At 68.9% G+C, this 23,301-nt stretch carries 18 protein-coding genes and 1 pseudogene; 15 read left to right on the forward strand and 4 right to left on the reverse strand.

Annotated features, from left to right (window positions below; translation table 11 throughout):
- Window positions 1–35 precede the first annotated feature (35 nt).
- From CVH10_RS11120 to cysN, 3 genes are all read left to right on the forward strand, one after another.
- Entirely contained in the window at window positions 36–770 is a 735-nt protein-coding gene (locus CVH10_RS11120) for a phosphodiesterase (RefSeq protein ID WP_106488717.1), read from the forward strand.
- A gap of 128 nt (window positions 771–898) precedes the next feature.
- A complete protein-coding gene (cysD, locus tag CVH10_RS11125) occupies window positions 899–1,876 on the forward strand; it encodes a sulfate adenylyltransferase subunit CysD (RefSeq protein ID WP_081945790.1) in 978 nt (325 codons plus the stop codon).
- Between the two features lie 2 nt (window positions 1,877–1,878).
- A complete protein-coding gene (gene cysN / locus CVH10_RS11130) occupies window positions 1,879–3,306 on the forward strand; it encodes a sulfate adenylyltransferase subunit CysN (protein ID WP_035594241.1) in 1,428 nt (475 codons plus the stop codon).
- A gap of 193 nt (window positions 3,307–3,499) precedes the next feature.
- On the opposite strand, the gene cmoB is transcribed toward cysN, so the two are convergent.
- The gene (cmoB, locus tag CVH10_RS11135) at window positions 3,500–4,492 is read right to left on the reverse strand and encodes a tRNA 5-methoxyuridine(34)/uridine 5-oxyacetic acid(34) synthase CmoB (RefSeq protein ID WP_106488718.1); all 993 of its coding nucleotides are present in this window, start codon (window positions 4,490–4,492) and stop codon (window positions 3,500–3,502) included.
- Between the two features lies 1 nt (window position 4,493).
- Complete coding sequence (cmoA, locus tag CVH10_RS11140; protein WP_035594280.1) at window positions 4,494–5,237, reverse strand: carboxy-S-adenosyl-L-methionine synthase CmoA; 744 nt, start codon at window positions 5,235–5,237, stop codon at window positions 4,494–4,496.
- A gap of 82 nt (window positions 5,238–5,319) precedes the next feature.
- Between cmoA and pgi the strand changes: the two genes are divergently transcribed.
- The 7 genes from pgi (at window position 5,320) to leuA (ending at window position 15,719) form a co-directional block, all read left to right on the forward strand.
- Window positions 5,320–7,011: a glucose-6-phosphate isomerase gene (gene pgi / locus CVH10_RS11145; protein WP_106488719.1), complete on the forward strand. Its 1,692-nt coding sequence runs from the start codon at window positions 5,320–5,322 to the stop codon at window positions 7,009–7,011.
- Between the two features lie 55 nt (window positions 7,012–7,066).
- Complete coding sequence (locus CVH10_RS11150) at window positions 7,067–7,693, forward strand: YqiA/YcfP family alpha/beta fold hydrolase (RefSeq protein ID WP_106488720.1); 627 nt, start codon at window positions 7,067–7,069, stop codon at window positions 7,691–7,693.
- Between the two features lie 39 nt (window positions 7,694–7,732).
- Window positions 7,733–9,613, forward strand: a complete 1,881-nt coding sequence (gene parE / locus CVH10_RS11155; protein WP_106488721.1) for a DNA topoisomerase IV subunit B — start codon at window positions 7,733–7,735, stop codon at window positions 9,611–9,613.
- Window positions 9,614–9,764: 151 nt separating this feature from the next.
- Window positions 9,765–12,023, forward strand: a complete 2,259-nt coding sequence (gene parC / locus CVH10_RS11160) for a DNA topoisomerase IV subunit A (RefSeq protein WP_106488722.1) — start codon at window positions 9,765–9,767, stop codon at window positions 12,021–12,023.
- A 70-nt stretch (window positions 12,024–12,093) separates the two neighbouring features.
- Window positions 12,094–13,317: a phosphoserine phosphatase SerB gene (serB, locus tag CVH10_RS11165; protein ID WP_106488723.1), complete on the forward strand. Its 1,224-nt coding sequence runs from the start codon at window positions 12,094–12,096 to the stop codon at window positions 13,315–13,317.
- 76 nt (window positions 13,318–13,393) lie between these two features.
- Window positions 13,394–13,651: a TIGR02647 family protein gene (locus CVH10_RS11170; RefSeq protein ID WP_035594254.1), complete on the forward strand. Its 258-nt coding sequence runs from the start codon at window positions 13,394–13,396 to the stop codon at window positions 13,649–13,651.
- A 361-nt stretch (window positions 13,652–14,012) separates the two neighbouring features.
- Complete coding sequence (gene leuA / locus CVH10_RS11175; protein ID WP_106488724.1) at window positions 14,013–15,719, forward strand: 2-isopropylmalate synthase; 1,707 nt, start codon at window positions 14,013–14,015, stop codon at window positions 15,717–15,719.
- Window positions 15,720–15,812: 93 nt separating this feature from the next.
- On the opposite strand, the gene CVH10_RS11180 is transcribed toward leuA, so the two are convergent.
- Window positions 15,813–16,808 carry an AraC family transcriptional regulator gene (locus CVH10_RS11180; RefSeq protein WP_106488725.1) on the reverse strand — a complete coding sequence of 332 codons (996 nt, stop codon included), beginning with the start codon at window positions 16,806–16,808 and terminating at the stop codon, window positions 15,813–15,815.
- A gap of 196 nt (window positions 16,809–17,004) precedes the next feature.
- On the opposite strand from CVH10_RS11180, the gene CVH10_RS11185 reads away from it, so the two are divergent.
- Window positions 17,005–19,164, forward strand: a complete 2,160-nt coding sequence (locus tag CVH10_RS11185; RefSeq protein ID WP_106488726.1) for a TonB-dependent siderophore receptor — start codon at window positions 17,005–17,007, stop codon at window positions 19,162–19,164.
- Window positions 19,165–19,177: 13 nt separating this feature from the next.
- Window positions 19,178–20,122: an alpha/beta hydrolase-fold protein gene (locus CVH10_RS11190; protein WP_181244392.1), complete on the forward strand. Its 945-nt coding sequence runs from the start codon at window positions 19,178–19,180 to the stop codon at window positions 20,120–20,122.
- Window positions 20,123–20,143: 21 nt separating this feature from the next.
- Here the strand turns inward: CVH10_RS11190 and epmB are convergent, their stop codons facing one another.
- Window positions 20,144–21,169 (reverse strand): EF-P beta-lysylation protein EpmB, encoded by a 1,026-nt coding sequence (epmB, locus tag CVH10_RS11195; protein WP_106488727.1) that lies wholly within the window; start codon window positions 21,167–21,169, stop codon window positions 20,144–20,146.
- A gap of 108 nt (window positions 21,170–21,277) precedes the next feature.
- On the opposite strand from epmB, the gene efp reads away from it, so the two are divergent.
- The 3 genes and pseudogenes from efp to CVH10_RS11210 all read left to right on the forward strand — a co-directional run.
- Window positions 21,278–21,844, forward strand: coding sequence for an elongation factor P (gene efp, locus CVH10_RS11200; RefSeq protein WP_046079178.1), 567 nt, complete (start codon window positions 21,278–21,280; stop codon window positions 21,842–21,844).
- A 200-nt stretch (window positions 21,845–22,044) separates the two neighbouring features.
- The gene (gene epmA, locus CVH10_RS11205; protein WP_106488728.1) at window positions 22,045–23,019 is read left to right on the forward strand and encodes an EF-P lysine aminoacylase EpmA; all 975 of its coding nucleotides are present in this window, start codon (window positions 22,045–22,047) and stop codon (window positions 23,017–23,019) included.
- Between the two features lie 196 nt (window positions 23,020–23,215).
- Window positions 23,216–23,301: pseudogene (locus tag CVH10_RS11210) on the forward strand (type VI secretion system tube protein Hcp); the annotation flags it as partial.

Raw genomic sequence — 23,301 nt, forward strand, 5'->3', positions numbered from 1 at the left:
CGCCAGAGGGCCGTCATCAAGGACGCCCCGGCTCGATGCGACTGATCCAGATCACCGACTGTCATCTCCACGCCGATCCCCAGGCGCGCTCGCGCACCGGCCTGCCCCATCGCCAGCTCGAGCGCGTGGTGGCCGCCGCCGCCGGCCTGCGGCCCGACATGGTGCTGATGACCGGCGACATCAGCGAGGATCGCACCGCCGCCTCCTACGCCGAGGCAGAGCGGCTGCTGGCGCCGCTGGCGTGCCCCTGGTTCTGGCTGCCCGGCAATCACGACGAGCCGGGCCTGATGGCCGACTGCCGGCCCTTCCACGAGACCCTGGACCTGGGCCAGCGCCGCCTGCTGCTGCTCGACACCCAGCGCATCGGCCAGGAGGCCGGCGAGCTCGGCGAGGCCCGGCTGACGGCCCTGGCGGAGCGCCTCGCCGAGGACGATCGGCCGACGCTCGTGGCCATGCATCATCCGCCGGTGGCGGTGGGCTCCGCCTGGATGGACGCGCTCGGCCTGACCGACGCCGACGCCTTCTGGGACGTCGTGGCCGGTCATGCGCACGTCGAGGCGGTGATCTGCGGGCATATCCATCAGGCCTTCGTCGGCCGTGGCCCCGAGAGCGCCGGCGGCGTGCCCGTCTACGGTTGCCCCTCGTCCAGCGACCAGTTCCTGCCCGGCGCCGAGGACTTCGCCGTGGACGAGGCTTCGCGCCCCGGCTTCCGGGTCATCGATCTGACGCGGGAAGGCCTCTCCACCTGGGTCGAGCGCGTCGACCTCTGAGGGGAAAGGCCAATAGCGCTTTTGCGTCTAAAAAGATAGATATTAATTCTTTTACGTTATTATTGCTTAGGCGGTAACCTGCGGCGCATGATCCCTTTTCCGCCCATGTCATGCGAGGTAGCCGGGCCATGAACAGTCTTCATGCACCGACACGCGAGAGTGCCGTCACGGCCGAAGGCAGCAGTGCCGCTGCCGGTCTGACGCCGCGGCGGCTGACGCATCTGCAGCAGCTGGAAGCCGAGTCCATCCACATCATCCGCGAGGTGGCGGCCGAGTTCGCCAACCCGGTGATGCTCTACTCCATCGGCAAGGACTCCTCGGTGATGCTGCACCTGGCGCGCAAGGCCTTCTATCCCGGGCCGCCGCCGTTCCCGCTGATGCACGTCAACACCACCTGGAAGTTCCGCGAGATGATCGAGTTCCGCGACCGCATGGCCGCGGAATCCGGCATGGAGCTGATCGAGCACATCAACCAGGAAGGCGTCGAGGCGGGCATCAACCCCTTCGATCACGGCTCCAGCGGCTACACCGACGTGATGAAGACCCAGTCGCTCAAGCAGGCGCTGGACAAGTACGGCTTCGATGCCGCCTTCGGCGGCGCGCGCCGCGACGAAGAGGCCAGCCGCGCCAAGGAGCGCGTGTTCTCCTTCCGCGACAAGCACCACCGCTGGGACCCGAAGAACCAGCGTCCCGAGCTGTGGAACCTCTACAACGCCCGCGTCAACAAGGGCGAGTCGATCCGCGCCTTCCCGCTCTCCAACTGGACCGAGCTGGACATCTGGCAGTACATCTACCTCGAGTCGATCCCGATCGTGCCGCTGTACTTCTCCGCGCCGCGTCCGGTGGTCGAGCGCGACGGCATGCAGATCATGGTCGACGACGACCGCCTGCCGCTCGAGGAGGGCGAGGTGCCGGAAGAGAAGTGGGTGCGTTTCCGCACGCTCGGCTGCTACCCGCTGACCGGCGCGGTGGAGTCCACCGCCACCACGCTGCCCGAGATCATCCAGGAAATGCTGCTGACCCGCACCAGCGAGCGCAGCGGCCGCGCCATCGACCACGACCAGGCCGGCTCGATGGAGAAGAAGAAGCGCGAGGGGTATTTCTAAACATGTCACATCAGTCCGAACTCATCGCCGACAACATCGAGCAGTACCTGCACGAGCACGAGAACAAGGACCTGCTGCGCTTCATCACCTGCGGCAGCGTCGACGACGGCAAGTCGACCCTGATCGGCCGGCTGCTGCACGACTCCAAGATGATCTTCGACGATCAGCTGGCGGCCATCACCCAGGCGTCCAAGAAGAGCGGCACCACCGGTGAAGAGGTGGATCTGGCGCTGCTGGTCGACGGCCTGCAGTCCGAGCGGGAGCAGGGCATCACCATCGACGTGGCCTATCGCTTCTTCTCCACCGACAAGCGCAAGTTCATCATCGCCGACACCCCGGGCCACGAGCAGTACACCCGCAACATGGCCACCGGCGCGTCCACCGCCGGCCTGGCGGTGATCCTGATCGACGCCCGCTACGGCGTGCAGACCCAGACCAAGCGCCACAGCTTCATCGCCGACCTGGTGGGCATCCGCCACCTGGTGATCGCGGTCAACAAGATGGACCTGGTCGAGTACAGCCAGGCGCGCTTCGACGAGATCGTCGCCGAGTATCGCGCCTTCGCCGAGCAGTTGGGCGCCGACGACATCCGCTTCGTGCCGCTCTCCGCGCTCAAGGGCGACAATGTCGTCAACCAGAGCGAGACCATGGGCTGGTACGACGGCCCGGCGCTGCTCGAGCTGCTCGAGAGCGTCGAGGTCCGCGCCGATCACAACCTCACCGACCTGCGCCTGCCGGTGCAGTACGTGAACCGCCCGAACCTGGACTTCCGCGGCTACGCCGGCACCCTGGAAGCGGGCGTGCTGCGTCCCGGCCAGGCGGTCAAGGTGCTGCCGTCCGGCAAGACCTCCACGGTCGAGCGCATCGTCACCTTCGACGGCGACCTGGACGACGCCTACCCGGGGCAGGCGATCACCGTGACCCTCGCCGACGAGATCGACATCTCTCGCGGCGACTGGATCGTGGCCGCCGATGCCGAGGTGACCGAGGCCGCGGCCTTCGACGCCGACATCGTGTGGATGAGCGAGCAGGCCCTCGAGCCGGGCCGCCAGGTCGACATCCGCCTCGCCGGCCGCTCGGTGGCGGGCAACGTCGACACCATCCATTACCAGGTGGACGTCAACACCCTGGAGCAGCATCAGGCCGAGCGCCTGGAGCTCAACGCCATCGCCCGCTGCCGCGTGGCGCTGACCGGCGAAGTGCCGATCGACAGCTACGACCGCAGCCCGGGCACCGGCAGCTTCATCGTCATCGACCGGCTGTCCAACATCACCGTGGGCGCGGGCATGATCCGCGGCGCGGCCGAGGCCGGCAGCGTGGCCGCGGGCGAGGTCGACTGGGCCGGCTTCGAGGTCGAGCTCAACGCCCTGGTACGCAAGTACTTCCCGCACTGGGAGGCCAAGGACATCAGTCAGCTGCTCGGCCGCTGATGCCCTGATCCGCCCTGCGGGTAACACGAGGCCCCGTCGCGCAAGCGACGGGGCCTCGTTGTTTTCAGGGCATGAAGGCACGGGCTTGTATGGGGTCAGACCCCGGCCAAGCCGCCAGGCCCGTCATGGTGCACTTCGCCCGCCGTATCGCCGCCGCGGGGGTCTGACCCCGTGGCGGCAGCTGAAAGCGGTATCAGCGTGGCCGGTTGGCGACCAGCACCGCGCGGCGCGGCGCCGGATGGCCCTCGCGGGTCCTGGTCGGATCGTCGGGGTCGAGGAAGTCGGCCAGCGACTGGAAGGTCATCCACTCGGTGGCGCGCTGCTCGTCCAGCGAGGTGTCGGCCTCGTCGACCACCCGCACGTTGTCGAAGCCGGCGCGCTCGAGCCACTGGCACAGCGCGGCGGAGGAGGGCAGGAAGTAAACGTTGGGCATGGCGGCGTAGCGGTCGCCCGGCAGCAGCACCGTGGTGGCATCACCCTCGACCACCAGGGTCTCCAGCACCAGCTCGCCGCCGGGACGCAGCGCGGCCTTGAGCTGGGCCAGATGCTCCAGCGGCGAGGGGCGGTGGTAGAGCACGCCCATCGAGAACACGGTGTCGAAGAAGGCCAGCGCCTCCGGCACGTCCTCGATGCCCACCGGCAGGAAGTGAACCGCACCGTCATCGGCGTCGCCGACGAAGTGGCGCACCGCCTGGAACTGCCAGTAGAAGCGCGGCGAGGGGTCGATCACCAGCACGAAGCCGGCGCCCTCGCCGGCCATGCGCCAGGCGTGATAGCCGTTGCCGCCGCCCACGTCGAGCACCCGCCGGCCGGCCAGCGGGGCCAGGTGCGGGGCCACCCGCTGCCATTTCCAGTCGGAGCGCCATTCGGTGTCGATGGTCACACCGCCGAGCTTGTACGGCCCCTTGCGCCACGGTGCCAGCACGCGCAGCAGGCTCTCGCTCTGGCGGCGGCGCGAGGCGTCCAGCTCGGCGTCCACCGTGACGTGGTCGGCGTCGAGGCGTACCTCGCGGCCCGCCGGCAGCGGCGGCAGCTTGGCCACCGCCTTCTCCCAGGCCGGCAGGTCGCCGAAGCGCGAGCGGTCGAGGCCGCGGGCCAGCTGCTCGGGCAGCCGGGCCAGCCAGGTGTCGAGCCCCTGATCGAGGAAGGCCCGATAGAGCGGGCGATGGGCATCGGGAATCGGCACGTCAGTCTTCCTTGAAGGCGATCAGCGAGGCGAAGTTCAGGTACTGGAACCACACCAGCGAGCGCGAGAAGCCGGCGCGGGCCAGCCGCTCCCTGTGCGCGTCCAGGGTGTCCGGCACCAGCACGTTCTCCAGCGCGGTGCGCTTCTGGCTGATTTCCAGGTCGCTGTAGCCGTTGGCGCGCTTGAAGTCGTGGTAGCGCTCCACCAGCCAGGCGTTCTCCTGCTCGTCGGCGGCCTTGATCTTCTCCGAGAGCACCAGCACGCCGCCGGGCTCCAGGGCCTCATAGAGCCGGGCGATCACAGCGTCGCGATCTTCCGGCGCCAGGAACTGCAGGGTGAAGTTGAGCAGGATCATGCCCGACGGCGCGTAGTCGAGGGCGCGGATATCGCCCTCGATCACCGTCAGGTCGTGATCCGGGCTCTCGGTGGCCAGCGTCTCGCGGGCGCGCTCGACCATGGCCGGGGACAGGTCCACCCCGGTATAGCGGAAAGCCGCCGGCGGCAGCTGGCCGGCCAGGGCGAGTCCGGAGGCGCCCAGCGAGCAGCCCAGGTCATAGACGTGGCCGCCGTGACGCAGGTGTCGCCGGGCCAGCGGGCCGAGCATGGCCAGTATCTGGCCATAGCCCGGCACCGAGCGCCGGATCATGTCGGGGAAGCAGGAGACCACCCGCTCGTCGAACGAAAAGCGCGCCACCCGGTCCAGGGGTGTGGAAAAGATGGCGTCACGGTAAGATGCGTCACTCATATCGCAGGGATTCATGGGCTGGAAGCCCGACATTCTACTCCCCTGTTGTCGGCTACACGACAGGATGTCCAGGAGAAATTCCATGAGCCATACCCCCATCGATCAGCAGAGGGCCTGGTGTGCCCTCGCCGAGCATGCCGCGGGCATGGGGCGCCGGCACCTGCGCGATCTCTTCGACGAGCAGCCGAGCCGCTACGAGACCTTCGGCCGTAGCGCCGCGGGTCTGACCCTCGACCTTTCCAAGCAGCGTTGGACCGACCAGACCCTCGAGCTGCTGCTCGACCTGGCCCGCGAGGCCGACGTGCCCGAGGCGATCCGCGGCCTGCTGGCCGGCGAGCGCGTCAATCGCAGCGAGGACCGCCCGGCGCTGCACACCGCCCTGCGCCTGCCTGCCGACGCCCGCCTCGAGGTCGAGGGCCAGGATCTGGTCGCCTCGGTCCACGCCACCCTGGATCGCATGGAGGCCATGGTCGAGCGCTTCCACAACGGCCAGTGGCGCGGCGCCACCGGCAAGCCGATCCGCGACGTGGTCAACCTCGGGGTCGGCGGCTCCGATCTGGGGCCGCTGATGGTCACCCATGCCCTGGCCGACTATCGCCCCGATGTCGAGCAGCACATCGACGTGCACTTCGCCTCGACCATGGACGGCTCCCAGCTGGCCGACTACCTGGCGCGGCTGAATCCCGAGACCACGCTGTTCGTGCTGTCGTCGAAGTCCTTCACCACCATCGACACCCTGTCCAATGCGCGCACCGCGCGGGACTGGCTCAAGTCGCGGCTGCTGGGCGGCGCTCGCCAGGAGGGCGTCGACGAGGCGCTGCTGATGCGCCAGCACTTCATCGGCGTCTCGGCCAGCCCCGAGAAGATGAGCGAATGGGGCATTGCCGACGATCACCAGCTGGAGTTCTGGGAATGGGTCGGCGGGCGCTACTCGCTGTGGGGCGCCATCGGCCTGCCCATCGCCCTGGTGGTCGGCATGGAGCACTTCCGCGGCCTGCTGGCCGGCGCCCACGAGATGGACCGCCACTTCCGCGAGGCGGAGCTTGCCGACAACCTGCCGGTGCTGCTGGCGCTGGCCGGCATCTGGAACGTCAACTTCCTCGACATCCGCGCCCACTCCATCCTGCCCTACGACGGCCGGCTCGAGTATTTCGCCGCCTACCTCGAGCAGCTGGAGATGGAGTCCAACGGCAAGTCGGTGACCCACGACGGTGAGAGCGTGAGCTACTCCACCTGCCCGGTGCTGTGGGGCCAGCTCGGGCCCAACGCCCAGCATGCCTTCTATCAGCTGCTGCACCAGGGCACCCAGGCCGTGGAGTGCGACTTCATCGCGCCCAAGGTGCGCTACGATGACGTGCCGGACCCGGCCACCCGCGACCACCTGATGGGCCAGCACCGGCTGACGCTGGCCAACTGCTTCGCCCAGTCCCGGGCGCTGATGCTCGGCGACGCCGCCGTGGCCGATGACGAGGACGGCCCGCGCCCGGGTCACCGTCGCTATCGCGGCAACCAGCCCTCCAGCACCCTGCTGCTGGATCGCCTCACGCCCCGGACACTGGGCGCGCTGGTGGCGCTCTACGAGCACAAGGTGTTCGTGCAGGCGACGATCTGGGACATCAATCCCTTCGACCAGTGGGGCGTGGAGCTGGGCAAGACCATGGCCGGCGAGACCCAGCGCATCCTCCAGCACGAGGCCGGGCTCGAGGGCATGGACGACTCCACCCGCGGCCTGATCGAGGCGGTATGGGCGGCCGAGCCCCAGGCGGACGCGTGAGCGTCATGGTGCCCGTTCCTCGTGCTGGGCTGGCCATTTATACAGGGGTTCGGGTATGCTGAGCGCCGCTCTGCCGCGCGAGCCGGCCAGCGGCGTGCTCTACCTGCACGGCTTCAACAGCGGCGCCGCCTCGCCCAAGGCGGCGCTGATGCGCGAGGCCTGCGAGACGCTCGGCCTGCCCTGCGCCGCGCCGGACCTGCCGCATCGCCCCGATCGGGCCCTGGAAGCGGCCGAGGCCCGGCTCGCTGAACTGGGCGACCGGCCGCTGGTGGTCGGCAGTTCACTGGGTGGCTTTCTGGCCACGGTGCTTGCCGAGCGCCATGATCTGCCGGCGGCGCTGATCAATCCGGCGGTGGCGCCGGCGCGGCTGGTCGAGGCCTGGATCGGCGAGATACTCGTCAATCCCTACCACGGCCAGCGCTTCACGGTGGACATCGCCCATCGGCGGGCGCTGGAGACGCTGGCGCCCGAGCGGGTCACGCCGGCACGCTACCTGCTGCTGCTGGGCACCGCCGACGAGACCCTGGACGCCGCCGACGCCTTCGCGCTCTATCGCGGCGCCCGGACGATCCTCGAGCCCGGCGGCGATCACGGTTTCTCGACGCTGGCCGACTACCTGCCGGCGATCTTCGCCCAGGGCGGCCATGCCCTGGAAGCCGGGCGGGTGGCGCCCCGCGGCTGAGCGTGCGGATTCGAACATGCATAGGACACAGACGACGCCATGACCCAATACAGTGCCAGCTCGATCGAGGTGCTCGCCGGGCTCGAACCGGTGCGCAAGCGCCCCGGGATGTACACCGACACCGCGCGCCCCAACCATCTGGTGCAGGAGGTCATCGACAACAGCGTCGACGAGGCGCTGGCCGGCCACGCCAGGAAGATCGGCGTGCGGCTGTTCGAGGACGGCGGCGTCGAGGTCAGCGACGACGGGCGTGGCATGCCCATCGACATCCACCCGGAGCACGGCGTCTCCGGCATCGAGCTGATCATGACCAAGCTCCACGCCGGCGGAAAGTTCTCCAATTCGAGCTACCGCTTTTCGGGCGGCCTGCACGGGGTCGGCGTCTCGGTGGTCAACGCGCTCTCCAAGCGCCTCGAGGTCGAGGTGCTCAAGGGCGGGGAGCGCCACGGCATGGCCTTCGAGCACGGCGAGCTGGCCTCGCCGCTGGAGGTGATCGGCAGCGCCGCCAAGCGTGCCACCGGTACCATCCTGCGCTTCTGGCCGGAGGCGAGCTATTTCGACTCGCCGAAGCTGTCGCTGTCGCGGCTCAAGCACCTGCTGCGCGCCAAGGCGGTGCTGTGCCCGGGGCTCGAGGTCTCGCTGACCGAGGCCGACGGCACCCAGAGCGTGTGGCAGTTCGAGGACGGCCTGCGCGACTACCTGGCCCAGGCCACCGACGGCTATGAGGTGCTGCCGGCCTCGCCCTTCGTCGGCCACTTCGCCGACGAGGAGCACGGCGTCGATTGGGCCGTGCAGTGGCTGCCGGAGGGCGGCGAGCCGCTGCTCGAGAGCTACGTCAACCTGATCCCCACGCCCCAGGGCGGCACCCACGTCAACGGCCTGCGTGCCGGGCTGCTCGAGGCGCTGCGCGAGTTCTGCGACTACCGAAGCCTGCTGCCGCGCGGCGTCAAGCTGACCGCCGAAGACCTCTGGGAGCGAGTCTCCTTCGTGCTCTCGGTGAAGATGCTCGACCCGCAGTTCGCCGGCCAGACCAAGGAGCGACTGTCGTCGCGCACCGTGGCGGGCTTCGTCTCCGGGGTGGTCAAGGACGCCTTCTCGCTGTGGCTCAACCACCACGTCGACCAGGCCGAGGCGCTGGCCGAGCTCGTCATCAGTGCCGCCCAGCGTCGTCAGAAGAGCGCCAAGAAAGTGGCGCGCAAGAAGGTCACCTCCGGCCCCGCGCTGCCCGGCAAGCTGGCCGACTGCTCGGGGCAGGACCCGGCGGCCAGCGAGCTGTTCCTGGTCGAGGGCGACTCGGCCGGCGGCAGCGCCAAGCAGGCCCGCGACCGCGATACCCAGGCCATCCTGCCGCTGCGCGGCAAGATCCTGAACACCTGGGAGGTGGAGTCCCACGACATCTACGGCTCCCAGGAAGTCCACGACATCGCCGTGGCGATCGGCATGGACCCGGGCAGCGACGATCTGGGCAAACTGCGCTACCACAAGATCTGCATCCTCGCCGACGCCGACTCCGACGGCCTGCACATCGCCACGCTGCTGTGCGCGCTGTTCGTGCGCCACTTCCCGGCGCTGGTCGACGCCGGCCACGTCTTCGTCGCCATGCCGCCGCTGTACCGCATCGACCTGGGCAAGGAGGTCTTCTACGCCCTGGACGAGAGCGAGAAGGCGGCGATCCTCAAGCGCCTGGAAGGCAAGCGCGGCACGCCCAACGTGCAGCGCTTCAAGGGCCTCGGCGAGATGAGCCCGCTACAGCTGCGCGAGACCACCATGGCCGCCGACACCCGCCGGCTGGTGCAGCTGACCCGGGAGGAGGGCGACGGCACCCTCGAGATGATGGACATGCTGCTGGCCCGCAAGCGCGCCTCCGACCGCAAGAGCTGGCTCGAGGATTACGGCAACCTCGCCGAGATCGAGGTGTGAGCTGGAAGCTTGAAGCCGGAAGCTGGAAGAAAGCCCGCAATGTTCCGGGGGCAACTTCCAGCTTCAAGCTTTCAGCTTCGAGCTTTTCCAGAACGTATCGTGCGGGCACGGCCCGCGAAGTTTCCATGATGGCAGATAGGGCCCCGAACCCATGACCATGGATATCCAGGTGGCGGAGGGCGACGTCGAGCGCCTGTCCCTCCGCGAGTACACCGAGAAGGCGTACCTCGACTATTCGATGTACGTCATCCTCGACCGGGCGTTGCCGCACATCGGCGACGGCATGAAGCCGGTCCAGCGGCGTATCGTCTACGCCATGCGCGAGCTGGCGCTGAACGCCAACGCCAAGTACAAGAAGTCGGCGCGCACCGTCGGCGACGTGCTCGGCAAGTTCCATCCCCACGGGGACAGCGCCTGCTACGAGGCCATGGTGCTGATGGCGCAGTCGTTCAGCTATCGCTATCCGCTGGTGGACGGCCAGGGCAACTGGGGCAGCCCCGACGATCCCAAGTCCTTCGCCGCCATGCGCTACACCGAGGCGCGGCTGTCCAAGTTCAGCGAGACCCTGCTCAGCGAGCTGGGGCAGGGCACCGTGGACTGGACCGCCAACTTCGACGGCACCATGCAGGAGCCGGTGGTGCTGCCCTCGCGGCTGCCCCACGTGCTGCTCAACGGCGGCACCGGCATCGCCGTGGGCATGGCCACCGATATCCCGCCGCACAACGTGGGCGAGGTGGTCGAGGCCACCTGCCACCTGCTGCGCCATCCCGAGGCCACCACCGTCGATCTGATGGAGCGCCTGCCGGGGCCGGACTTCCCCACCGCCGCCGAGGTCATCACCCCGCACCGCGAGCTGCGCAAGATCTACGAGAGCGGCCGCGGCTCGGTGAAGATGCGCGCCCGCTACGGCCTGGAGGAGGGCAGCGTGGTGATCTCCGCGTTGCCCTACCAGGTCAGCGGTGCCAAGGTGCTGGAGCAGATCGCCGCCCAGATGCAGGCCAAGAAGCTGCCCATGGTGGCCGACCTGCGCGACGAGTCGACCCACGAGGAGCCCACCCGGCTGGTCATCGAGCCGCGCTCCAACCGGGTCGACATCGAGGCGCTGATGGCGCACCTGTTCGCCACCACCGATCTCGAGAAGAACGTGCGCGTCAACATGAACGTGATCGGCCTCGACGGTCGGCCGCGGGTCATGCCGCTGCCCGACCTGCTCGGCGAGTGGCTGCGCTTCCGCCGCAGTACCGTGCGTCGTCGTCTCGAGCATCGGCTGGGCAAGGTCCAGGATCGCCTGCACATCCTCGAGGGCCTGCTCACGGCCTACCTCAACATCGACGAGGTGATCCGCATCATCCGCGAGGAGGACGAGCCCAAGGCGGCGCTGATCGAGGCCTTCGGGCTCAGCGAGCGCCAGGCCGAGGCGATCCTCGAGCTGCGCCTGCGCCACCTGGCCAAGCTCGAGGAGATGAAGATCCGCGGCGAGCAGGACGACCTCGAGGCCGAGCGCGCCCGCCTGGAGGAGCTGCTCGGCTCCGAGGCCGCGCTGACCGACCTGATCGAGGAAGAGCTGCGCCAGGCCGCCGCGGACTACGGCGACGCGCGTCGCTCGCCGCTGGTCGAGCGCGAGGAGGCCAAGGCGCTGTCCGAGGTCGAGCTGCTCGGCGCCGACCCGATCACGGTGGTGCTCTCCGAGAAGGGCTGGATCCGCGCCGCCAAGGGCCACGAGATCGACCCCGAGGGCCTCTCCTACAAGGCCGGCGACCGCTTCCACCTGGCCGCCCGCGGCAAGACCAACCAGCCGCTGGTGCTGCTCGACGACACCGGCCGCGCCTATACGTTGAGCGCCCACAACCTGCCCAGCGCGCGCAGCCAGGGCGAGCCGGTCACCGGCCGGGTCAACGTGGCCGCCGGCGCCCACATGGCCGGGGTGTTGCTGGCGCCGCCGACCACCCGCTACCTGCTGGCCACCGACGGTGGTTACGGCTTCGTCGCCCACCTCGAGGCGCTGACCGCCAAGAACAAGGCCGGCAAGGCGGTGCTCAGCGTGCCCCAGGGCTGCAACGTGGTCGCGCCGCGGGCGGTGCCGGAAGGGGAAGGCGTCAGCGTGGCGGCGGTCTCCAACGAGGGGCGGCTGCTGGTGTTCCCGCTCGACCAGCTGCCGGAGATGGCCAAGGGCAAGGGCAACAAGATGCTCGACATCCCCGGCGCCCGGGCCGCGCGGCGCGAGGAGTTCCTGCGCGACCTGACGCTGCTGGCACCCGGCGATACCCTGGTGGTGCACGCCGGCAAGCGCAAGCTGACGCTCAAGGCCGACGATCTCGACTACTATCGAGGCGAGCGCGGCCGGCGCGGCAGCAAGCTGCCCCGGGGCCTGCAGAAGGTCGACCGGCTCGAGACAGAAGAAAAGAAATAGGGCGGAGGGGCGAGCCACGATGCCTTCGGGGCTCGCCCGGCCGACCGGCTGCACAAGCATCGAGGATGACATGACGAGACGACTCCTGATCCGCGCCACCGGCGCCGCCCAGCCCGGCCAGCTGGCCGGGCTGGGCCGCGCCCTGGCCCAGAGCGGCGCGCGGCTGCTGGACATCAACCAGAGCGTGACCTTCGGCATCGTGTCGCTGGAGGCCCTGGTGGGGCTCGACCACGACAGCGACCTGGAAGGCGCGCTGTCCGCCGCCGGCGATCGGCTGGGGCTCGACGTCCAGGCGATCCAGGTCGGCGCCGAGGACTATCACCGCTGGAGCGTGCAGGCCAGCCAGCCGCGGCTGATCCTGACCCTGCTGGCGCCGCACCTGCCGGCCGGCATCCTGGCCGAGGTCGGCGCCCTGACCGCCGAGCAGGGCCTGACCGTGGAGCTGATCCACCGGCTCTCCGGCCGTGAGCCGCTGGACGGCGGCGTGCCCGGCGAGCATGACGCCATCCAGGGCGCCTGCGTGGAGTGCTGGCTGCGCGGCGACAACGTCGATCTCGAGGCCCTGCGCGAGAAGGCGCTGGCGCTCGGCGCGGCCCACGGCGTCGACATCGCCCTGCAGGAGGATTCCATCTGGCGCCGCCATCGCCGGCTGGTGTGCTTCGACATGGATTCGACCCTGATCCAGGCCGAGGTGATCGACGAGCTGGCGCGCCGCCACGGCGTCTTTGAGGAGGTGGCCGAGGTCACCGAGCGGGCCATGCGCGGCGAGCTGGACTTCCAGCAGAGCTTCCGCGAGCGCATGGCGAAGCTCCGCGGCCTCGACGAGTCGGTGCTGGCCGAGATCGCCGAGGCACTGCCGCTGATGGACGGGCTGGAGCGGCTGATGAGCCAGCTCAAGCGGCTCGGCTATCGCACCGCCATCCTCTCCGGCGGCTTCACCTACTTCGCCCATTACCTCAAGGATCGCCTTGGTTTCGACGAAGTTCACGCCAACGAGCTGGTGATCGAGGACGGCAAGGTGACCGGCGAGGTGCGCGAGCCGATCGTCGACGCCGACCGCAAGGCCGAGCTGCTGTGTCAGCTCGCCGAGCGCGAAGGGCTCTCCATGGAGCAGACCATCGCCGTGGGCGACGGTGCCAACGATCTGAAGATGCTGGCCGCGGCCGGCCTCGGCATCGCCTTCCGTGCCAAGCCGCTGGTCCGTCAGCAGGCTCGTCACTCGCTCTCGACCCTGGGGCTGGACGCGGTGCTGTACCTGATCGGCTATCGACAGGGCGACCTGGAGGAGCGTTGAGGCGGTTTTCGCTGGCGTCGTCGGCTCACTCGGGGTAGCGTCGAAGGACGCTCACGACAATGACAAGGAATGCGCCATGCCTCAGCCCAGCTACACGCCGGAACTGCTAGACGAACTCAAGATGCTTGGTCTGTTCAATCCGAACAATCATCAGGAGGGCATCAAGGTGCACTCCAGCGCCGAGCCGGCGATGATCGAGGCCGCACAGCGTCTGCATCGCAAGGGCCTGGTGACTCAGGACGATGGCGGCTATCTCACCGCCACCGGCCAGGAGGCCGCCGAGCATGCCCGCGACCTGCTGACCCTGCTCGGCACGGCAGATGCCACGACCTGAATGACGACCCGTCGGCCGGCGAGAGTTGACAAGGCGTCCGCGGGCTGATTTTCTAGAGAGCATGAACATGACATCGTACAGCCTCGTCCTCGACCTACGACTACTAGCCCGCCGCTGAGCGCGCCGGGCGATGCCGTCTGCATCGCCCATTTGTCCAGGTCGAATTCGAGGTTGTCACATGTCCCGCACCGCTACCGTCATTCCCATGAACATTGCCCCTGTCTGTGTCGTACGCGCCGCCCGACCGGTCCGTGGGGTCGCGATGGTCATGACCGAACACTTCGACGACGCCCCGACTGCCTTACGGCAGTCGGGGCGTCGCCGTTTCTGAATCCGATAAACGCCCCGGGAGAACGCCGCCATGATGCTCGATAACCCCTCCGCCAAGTACCGTCCCTTCGTGGCCGTCGACCTGCCCGACCGCCAGTGGCCGAGCCAGCGCATCGAGACGCCGCCCCAGTGGTGCGCCGTCGACCTGCGCGACGGCAACCAGGCGCTGATCGATCCCATGGACCAGGAGCGCAAGCAGCGCTTCTTCGACCTGCTGGTGAAGATCGGCTTCAAGCAGATCGAGGTGGGCTTCCCCTCGGCCTCCCAGACCGACTTCGACTTCGTGCGCTCGCTGATCGAGGACGACAAGGTGCCGGAAGACGTCACCATCCAGGTGCTCACCCAGGCGCGCCCGCACCTGATCGATCGTACCTTCGAGGCGCTCAAGGGGGCGAGAAATGCTGTCGTCCACGTCTATAACGCCACCGATCCGGTGTTCCGCCGCGTGGTGTTCAACGTCAGCAAGCCCGAGTGCATCCAGATCGCGGTGGACGCCACCACCCGCATCCGCGAGCACATGATGGCGGCCCCGGAGACCCACTGGACCTTCCAATATTCGCCCGAGCTGTTCTCCACCACCGAGATGGACTTCGCGGTGGAGATCGTCGATGCCGTGGAGGCCACCTTCGGCGCCAGCGCCGACAAGCCGATGATCGTCAATCTGCCGGCCACCGTGGAGTGCGCCACGCCGAACAACTACGCCGACCAGGTGGAGTGGTTCTGCCGCCACGTCGCCAAGCGCGATCATCTGATCGTCAGCGTGCATCCGCACAACGACCGCGGCACCGGCGTGGCCGCCGCCGAGCTCGCGGTGATGGCCGGCGCCGACCGCGTCGAGGGCTGCCTGTTCGGCAACGGCGAGCGTACCGGCAACGTCGACCTCGTCACCCTGGCCATGAACCTCTACACCCAGGGCGTGCACCCGGGCCTCGACTTCTCCAACATCACGCCGATCATGCGCGAGGTGGAGTACTGCAACCAGCTGCCCGTGCACCCGCGCCATCCCTATGTCGGCGATCTGGTGTTCACCGCCTTTTCCGGCTCCCACCAGGATGCGATCAAGAAGGGCATGGCCGAGCGTCGTGAGCACCCCGACGCCGTCTGGGCGGTGCCCTATCTGCCGATCGATCCGCTCGACGTGGGCCGCAGCTACGAGGCGGTGATCCGCGTCAACAGCCAGTCCGGCAAGGGCGGCGTCTCCTATCTGCTCGAGCAGGAGCACGGCATCGAGCTGCCGCGCCGCCTGTCGATCGAGTTCAGCCAGGTGGTGCAGGAAGTGGCCGATCGCCTGGGCAAGGAGATCACCTCCGAGATGATCTACCAGGCCTTCGTCGACGAGTACCTTGAGCAGCGCGAGCCCTTCGCCCTGATCAGCCATCGCATGTCCTCCGAGCCGGACAGCCCCACCGTGACCCTCGACGCGACCGTCGAGGAAGGCGGCGAGCGCCGCGTTATCCAGGGCCAGGGCAACGGTCCGCTGGCGGCCTTCGTCAAGGCGCTGGCCGGCGAGGGCCATGACGTCGAGATCATCGACTACCACGAGCACTCCCGCGGCCAGGGCGCCGACGCCGAGGCGATTGCCTACGTGGAGGTACGCGTCAACGGCGAGGCGGTGTTCGGCGTCGGCACCGACGAGAGCATCACCAGCGCCTCGATCAAGGGCGTGCTGAGCGCGATCAACCGCAAGCACTCCACCGAGGAGCCGGCGGCCAACGTGACCGCCGAAACGCTGGCCTGATCCCCCCCGGCTCGCCGAGCCGGCATCGCGTCATCGCCCACCCCGTCGAGTTCGCTCGGCGGGGTTTTTTCGTGGCCTCACCCATCGGCGCGATCAGGCCGAGGCGCTCGCACCGGCCCGTGCGGCCCGGCATTCGCTGGGCGTGAGGCCGAACTCGCGCTTGAAGGCGGTCGCGAAGTTGGGGGCGCGGGTATAGCCGGCCAGTGCGGCGGCCGCCTCGACGCTGGCACCCTCGCGGGTCAGGGCATCGCGGGCCAGCGTCAGGTGATGGCGGCGCAGGAAGCGCCCGAGGGATTCGCCCTGCTGAGCGCGGAAGCGGCGCTGAAGGTTGCTCAGGCTCATGCCCAGTCGCCGGGCCAGGTCGTCCTGGGTGGCGCCCCGGGCCTGGCCGTCGTCGACCAGTGCCATCAGCCGTGCCAGGCGGCGGTCGACGGGGGCGCTGTGCGATGCCTCGAGCCGCTGAGGAAGCGGCGTCGGCGGGCGCGCCACGGCCAGCGCCTCGCCGGCCAGCGCCATGGCAAAGCCGCTCAGCTGCAGATGATGGGCGGCATCGTCTCGCGTCAGCCGTTCCGGCGTGAACAGCTGTGCCGCCAGGGCGAGCAGGCCCGGTGACGGTGTCCATTGGCTCAGGTGAGGCATGGCGCCTTGAAGCAGTCCCGAGTGGCCGTGACGTGCCAGCCAGTGCGGCGACAGGCCGAGCGTCAGGGTGCGCTCGAAGCCGCCGGCCTGTCCCAGGCGGGCGAAGGTCGTGGCCCGGGGCAGGGCGGCCACCAGGCCGGTCGCGTTCCCCCCGGGCCCCAGGAAGACCTCATGGGTGCCGTAGCGCACCCGGGCCGCGCCATCGATCACCAGGGCGATCTTGAGACCGGCCGGTAGTTCCGCCCGACTGGTAAGGCCGAAGCGGTCGCGGACCTCGGCCAGCCGCAGCCGCATGCCCGGCTGTAGCTCGGCGACGCGCATATGGCCGTCGAGCAGGGCGGTTCGCCGATCCCAGTCCGGGGCGTCGAGGCGCTGATGGCGCACCAGCGGCGCGGACAGGTCGCGCAGCTGCCTGGCGTCGATGCCGTGATTGAAGGCGGGTTCTCCCATGGGGTTTTCTCTCGTCGACAGGTGTCGCGGGCGTATCGCCGAGGTGTCGGTTCGCCGCGTTTGCAAAGCCATTCGCCCGAGGCGCAAAGGCGGTGGCCAGGAACCGCTGACATAATGCGCTTCCGTCGCTAGTGTAACGCATTCTCATTTATGGGTGGCGTGCGAGCGGCTCGAAGGTACGACAAGGGAACGCGACATGATCATACGAGAAGGCTACACCTTCCGCTCCACGGCGCTGCTGGGCGGCACGCTGGCCCTGATGGGGATTGCCCAGACCGCGCTGGCTCAGTCGATCGAGGATGCCGCGCGCCTCGACACCATCACGGTCGAGGGGAACCGGCTCTACGAGATGCTGCCCTCCGAGACGACCGGCGGCTACGGCATCGATGCCGCCACCGTGGGCACCAAGACGCCGGCCGCACTGCGCGACATTCCGCAGTCGGTGAGCGTGGTGACGCGCGACGCCATCGAGGACCAGGGCTTCGCCACCCTGGACGAGCTGGGGCGGCGCACGCCGGGCATGCGGGTGCTCTCCAACGACAACGGCCGCTCGTCGATCTATGCCCGTGGCTACGAGTACGACGCCTACAGCATCGACGGCCTGCCGGCCCCGATGTCGAGCATCACCGGCTCGGTGCCGTCGCTGGCGGCCTTCGACCGGGTCGAGGTCATGCGCGGGCCGTCGGGGCTGTTCAACAGCACCAGCGAGATGGGCGGCATCGTCAACCTGGTGCGCAAGCGTCCGACCCGCGAGTTCCAGGGGCACGTCACCGGCAGCGCCGGCACCGATGATCGCCTGGGTGCCCAGGTCGATGTCGCGGGACCGATCGATGCCGCCGGGCGTATCCGCGGCCGGCTGGTCGTCGATCACACCGAACACGCCCGTTTCGTCGACCGCAACGACAACGATCAGGATGATCTCTATGCGGCGCTGGACATCGATCTCGACGAGGCGACCACCCTGGGGCTCGGCTTCCTGCACAACCGCAAGGACATCGTGGTCGATAACGGCCAGCCGGTGGGCAGCGACGGCGAGCTGCTCTACGGCGATCGCTCGGCCTTCTACGGTGCCGACTGGAACGACTTCGAGAGTCGCTCCGACGACTGGATCGCCGAGCTGAGCCACCGCTTCGAGGGTGGCGGCGTCGGGCGCCTCGCCGCACGCTATTCCGACCGCCGGGCCGACTACAACTACGCCTTCGGCGGCAGCGCCCTCGATGCGAACGAGACGCTGGCCGTGGCGGGCATCGGCAGCGAGGTCGACCAGCAGGCGCTGTCGCTGGATGCCAGCTATAGCCAACCGTTCTCGGCATTCGGCAACGTCAGCGAGTTCGTGGTCGGCGCCGACCACAAGCGCTACGAGACCGATACCCGGTCTGGTCGATCGCGTAGCCTGGCCGGTGGGCGCGTGACCCTCGACGAGCTCAATGAGCTGGCCTTCGTCGACGTGCTCGATAGCGCGTGGACCCGCGGGCGGGGGTACAGCGACAGCGAGACCACGCTCGAGGAGAGCGGCGTCTACGGCAAGCTGACCCTGCGCCCCGTGGCATCGCTGGCGCTGATCGCCGGCGGCCGGCTGAGCCACTACGACGTCGACCTGACGGATCGCGTGGCGGACGACAGCCAGAGCCGCAGCGAGGGTGAGTTCACGCCCTATGCCGGCCTGGTCTACGACCTCGATGCCGACCACTCGCTGTATGCCAGCTACTCCCGGGTGTTCAAGCCGCAGACCTCCCATGATGCCGATGGCGACCTGCTCGAGCCGCGTGAGGGCGAACAGTTCGAAGTCGGCATCAAGGGCAGCTACCTCGGCGGTGCGCTTAACGCCCGGGTCAGCGCCTTCCGGCTAGAGGACGAGAATCGGGCGGCCACGCCGGACGATCCGGGCGCCGACTATGTCGTCGGGGTGGGCAAGATGCGCATCCAGGGCGCCGAGTTCGAGGTGACGGGCAGTCTGACCGAGCAGTGGGATGTGATCGCCGGCTATACCTATCTGGATACCGAGGTGAAGCAGGCGTCCACCAACCGTGACGACGGGGTCTTCCTGCTGATGCCGCACAGCGTCGTCAACCTGTGGACCCAGTACGGCTTCGAGGGTGGCGCGCTGGACGGCCTGAGCCTCGGCGGGGGCGTCACCGCGATGAGCGACTTCGCCTCCAGCAACGGCGTCGAGGCGCCGGGCCATGCGGTGGTCGACGCCATGGTCGGCTACGACTTCGGCGCCAACCTGAGTGGCCAGCTCAACGTCCACAATCTGCTGGACCGTGATTACTACCAGCGCGTGGGCGGGGTGAACACCTTCAACATGCCCGGGGCGCCCGCCAGCGTCGTCGCCTCGCTGCGCTATGACTTCTGAGTCGAGCCGGTCGGTGTTCGCCGCCGGGCACCACGGCATGCCGTGGTGCCCGGTCCCCCTGCGAGCGGCTCTGAGGACGGGGCTGCTGGCGCTGTGCTGGGCGGTGGCCAGCATGGCCCAGGGAGCGATGCCGCCGGGCGTGACGCTGTCGGAGTCGCGTGAGTTCACCCTGGCCTCCGCCGACACCGGTGGCGACTACCTGATCCAGGTGGCGCTGCCCGACGCGCCGCCGCCGGCAGGAGGCTACCCGGTGCTCTATCTGCTCGACGGCAACGCGCGTCTGCCGCTGGTGCAGGCCGCGCGGGACACCCTGACCCGGCGCGGCCCCGAGGCGGATGGCAGCCCGTGGCTGATCGTCGCCATCGGCTACCCCGGAGTCGAGCGCTTCGCCCGCGAGCGGCGCGCCGTCGACTACACGCCGACGGTGGCAGAGCGTGACGAGAGCGATGAAAGGCACGGTGGCGCGGAGGCCTTTCTGGACTTCATCGAGACCCGGCTCAAGCCGGCCATCGCTGCGCGCTTCCCGGTCGATACCGAGTGCGAGGCGCTGTTTGGACACTCCTACGGCGGACTGCTGACGGTGCATGCGCTGATGACGCGACCGACGAGCTTCGCGCGCTATATCGCCATCAGCCCGTCGCTGTGGTGGTATGGCGAGGCGCCGCTGGCGCATCTGGCGGCGCTCGGCGTGTCGGAGCGCGAGGACGGCGAGGCGCCGCGGGTGATGATCGGCGTCGGCGGGGACGAGCAGACGCCGCGCGAGGGCGAACTCGGCACACCGCGGGCCGAGCGGCTGCGCGAGCGGGCCATGGTCGACAACGCCCGGCGTTTCGCCGACTGGCTGGCCGCGCATCGGCCGGGCTGGCGCGTCGGCTTCTCGGTGTTTCCGGGCGAGGATCATGGCAGCGTGATGTGGCCGGCGACCCGGGCGGCGCTGGCCTTCCTGCACTCGCCCTGATCGCCGTGGCCGCTGCCAGGCTTACAGCGGCGTCTTGCTGGCCTCGCCGGGTACCTCGCGGACCAGCGTCGGCATCAGGAAGCCGGGCAGGTGCCGGCGCAGCTCGGCGACCAGCGCGCGGGCCGCCTCGTCGGTCACGTCGAAGTGGGCGGCGCCGGCCACCGGGTCCAGCACGTGCAGGTAGTAGGGCAGGATCCCGGCCTCGAACAGCCGCTCGGAGAGCGCGGCCAGCGAGGCGACGTCGTCGTTGACGCCTTGCAGCAGCACGCTCTGGTTGAGCAGGGTCACGCCCGCGACCTGCAGCCGCCGACAGGCCTCGACCACCGCCTCGTCGATCTCCCGGGCGTGGTTGATGTGCAGCACCATGACCTTCTGCAGCCGTGTGCCGCCGAGCCAGTCGAGCAGGGCGTCGTCGATGCGGTCGGGGATCACCACCGGCAGCCGGGTGTGGATCCGCAGCCGCCGAAGGTGCGGGATGGTCTCCAGCCGTTCGACCAGCCAGGAAAGCTGGCGGTCGCTGGCCGCCAGCGGGTCGCCGCCGGAGAGAATCGCCTCGTGAATGGAGGCGTCATCGCGCAGGTAGGAGAGCGTCTCCTCCCACTGGGCCCGCGAGGGCGCGTTCTCTTCGTAGGGGAAGTGGCGGCGGAAGCAGTAGCGGCAGTTCACCGCGCAGGCGGGACTCGCGATCAAGAGCACCCGGCCGGCGTACTTGTGGATCAGCCCGCGCCGAGGGCTATGGTCGGCCTCCTCGAGCGGGTCGGCGACGAAACCGGGGGCGGCCTCGGCCTCCTCGCCGAGCGGCAGCACCTGGCGCAGCAGCGGGTCGCTCGGGTCGCCGGGGCGGATGCGGGCGAGATAGGCCTCCGGCACCCGCACCTCGAACAGCGCATGGCCGGCCTCGGCGCCGGGCGCCCACTCCGGGGCGAGGCCCAGGCGGCGGCACAGTTCGTGCGGGTCGCGGATCGCGCCGGCCAGCTGCGCCTGCCAGGCGCCGGGCGCAGGCGTGGCGGGCCGGCACTGCAAAGGAATCGGGCTTCGGGTTATCATGCGGGGCACACTTCGAGGCGAGCGAGGGCTTGTCCCTCGGCCACTGTCATTTGCTTGCTCGCGCCCGCGGCTTCGGCCGCCGGCGCGCTGGAATATGGAACGATCATCATGGCGAACTATTCTACCAACGAATTCAAGGGCGGTCTGAAGGTCATGCTGGATGGCGACCCCTGCGCCATCCTCGAGAACGACTACGTCAAGCCGGGCAAGGGCCAGGCCTTCAACCGCGTCAAGCTGCGCAACCTGATGACCGGTCGCGTCTGGGAGCGCACCTTCAAGTCCGGCGAGTCACTGGAAGGCGCCGACGTGCTCGAGCTGGACATGGAGTACGTCTACACCGACGGCGACATGTGGCACTTCATGAAGACCGACGGTTCCTTCGAACAGTACGCCGTCGAGAAGAAGGCGCTGGGCGAGACCGACAAGTGGCTCAAGGAGCAGGTGGTCTACACCGTGACCCTGTGGAACGACAACGCCATCGCCGTGACCCCGCCGAACTTCATCGAGCTCGAGGTCACCGAGACCGACCCCGGCCTCAAGGGCGACACCGCCCAGGGCGGCTCCAAGCCGGCGACCCTGTCCTCCGGCGCCGTGGTGCGCGTGCCGCTGTTCATCAACCAGGGCGAAGTCTTGAAAGTCGATACGCGTACCGGCGAGTACGTCTCCCGCGCTTGATGTCGGGCCCTTCCTGCGCTCGCTCAGGCGGCGTTGAATCCCGGATCGGCTTGCTCATTTAGCGCTGCTAAACTCCGCCGCCTCACCGGGATCCGCCTTCCCTAAGCGTCGCTCGGAGAGGGCGCTAGCGCGACGAACCTCGCCCTTAGAAGGCCACACTCTCTCGGGTGTGGCCTTCTGTTGTTTCAGGAGACATATCGATGACGATCGATTGGCGGCCCACGGCCGAGATCGCGACGCTGCGCGAGCGGGCGCGGCTGATGGCCGAGGTGCGGGCCTTCTTCGCCGAGCGGGGCGTGTGGGAGGTGGAGACGCCGGTGCTCGGCCACGGCGGCAGCACCGACGTGCATCTGGCGTCGCTGTCCTGCGAGGCCGTGACGCCGGCCGGCCGCGAGCGGCTGTGGCTGCAGACCTCGCCGGAATTCCACATGAAGCGGCTGCTGGCCGCCGGCAGCGGGGCGATCTTCCAGATCGCCCGCAGCTTCCGCGACGGTGAGGTGGGCGGGCGCCACAACCTCGAGTTCAGCATGCTGGAGTGGTACCGCCCGGGCCTCGACCTGGACGGCCTGATCGCCGAGACCGAGGCGCTGATCCGCCGGGTGCTGCCGTCCGATCCCGGCCCGCTGCGCCGCCGCCGCTACCGCGAGCTGTTTCGTGAACACCTCGGGCTCGATCCCTTCCGCGAACCGCTCGATGCCCTGCGCCGCCGGGCCGCCGAGACCGGCGGGCTCGACATGGCCGCGGCCTCGCGGGACGACTGCCTCGATCTGTTGATCAGCCTGGCCATCGAGCCGCAGCTGGGCCGCGATGGCATCGACGTGGTGGTGGACTATCCGGCCAGCCAGGCGGCGCTGGCGCGTCGACATCGCGACCCGGAGGACGGCGAGTGGGTCGCCTCGCGCTTCGAGGTCTACCGGCACGGCCTCGAGCTCGCCAACGGCTACGACGAGCTCACCGATGCCTCGGAGCAGCGCGCCCGCTTCGATGAGGACAACGCCGCCCGTCGCGCCGCCGGCCTGGCCGAGGTCGACGTGGACGAGCGACTGCTGGCCGCGCTCGAAGCCGGCATGCCGGCGGGCAGCGGCGTGGCCCTGGGGCTCGATCGCCTGTTCCAGTTGGCGTTGGGCCGGAACGGCGTGGCCGAGGTGATGGCCTTCGCCACGCCTCGAGCTTGAAGGAGAGCGGGCAAGATCTTGCCCGCTGGGCAACTTCTTGCTCGATCTGGGCGAGATCTTGCCTAAACGTATTTAGCCTGGCGCGGCGTGATTTTTATAACACGATGATTTGCATGAGATATGTCCATCATGGCCCAGGAAATGCTCCTTTAAGACGTCCATCGGACACCGTCATTCATCGTCAAGGAGCAGACACATGCCCACGCCGTGTTATATCAGCATCGAAGGCCAGACCCAGGGCAACATCACCGCCGGTGCCTTCACCCCCGAGTCCGTCGGCAA

This window comes from Halomonas sp. ND22Bw (genome assembly GCF_003011945.1).
Taxonomy (GTDB): domain Bacteria; phylum Pseudomonadota; class Gammaproteobacteria; order Pseudomonadales; family Halomonadaceae; genus Halomonas; species Halomonas halophila.

Coding starts and splice junctions, on each gene's coding strand:
- CVH10_RS11120 (WP_106488717.1), top strand. CDS start 36: ATGCGACTGATCCAGATCACCGACTGTCATCTCCACGCCGATCCCCAG.
- cysD (WP_081945790.1), top strand. CDS start 899: ATGAACAGTCTTCATGCACCGACACGCGAGAGTGCCGTCACGGCCGAA.
- cysN (WP_035594241.1), top strand. CDS start 1,879: ATGTCACATCAGTCCGAACTCATCGCCGACAACATCGAGCAGTACCTG.
- cmoA (WP_035594280.1), bottom strand. CDS start 5,237: ATGAGTGACGCATCTTACCGTGACGCCATCTTTTCCACACCCCTGGAC.
- pgi (WP_106488719.1), top strand. CDS start 5,320: ATGAGCCATACCCCCATCGATCAGCAGAGGGCCTGGTGTGCCCTCGCC.
- CVH10_RS11150 (WP_106488720.1), top strand. CDS start 7,067: ATGCTGAGCGCCGCTCTGCCGCGCGAGCCGGCCAGCGGCGTGCTCTAC.
- parE (WP_106488721.1), top strand. CDS start 7,733: ATGACCCAATACAGTGCCAGCTCGATCGAGGTGCTCGCCGGGCTCGAA.
- parC (WP_106488722.1), top strand. CDS start 9,765: ATGACCATGGATATCCAGGTGGCGGAGGGCGACGTCGAGCGCCTGTCC.
- serB (WP_106488723.1), top strand. CDS start 12,094: ATGACGAGACGACTCCTGATCCGCGCCACCGGCGCCGCCCAGCCCGGC.
- CVH10_RS11170 (WP_035594254.1), top strand. CDS start 13,394: ATGCCTCAGCCCAGCTACACGCCGGAACTGCTAGACGAACTCAAGATG.
- leuA (WP_106488724.1), top strand. CDS start 14,013: ATGATGCTCGATAACCCCTCCGCCAAGTACCGTCCCTTCGTGGCCGTC.
- CVH10_RS11180 (WP_106488725.1), bottom strand. CDS start 16,808: ATGGGAGAACCCGCCTTCAATCACGGCATCGACGCCAGGCAGCTGCGC.
- CVH10_RS11185 (WP_106488726.1), top strand. CDS start 17,005: ATGATCATACGAGAAGGCTACACCTTCCGCTCCACGGCGCTGCTGGGC.
- epmB (WP_106488727.1), bottom strand. CDS start 21,169: ATGATAACCCGAAGCCCGATTCCTTTGCAGTGCCGGCCCGCCACGCCT.
- efp (WP_046079178.1), top strand. CDS start 21,278: ATGGCGAACTATTCTACCAACGAATTCAAGGGCGGTCTGAAGGTCATG.
- epmA (WP_106488728.1), top strand. CDS start 22,045: ATGACGATCGATTGGCGGCCCACGGCCGAGATCGCGACGCTGCGCGAG.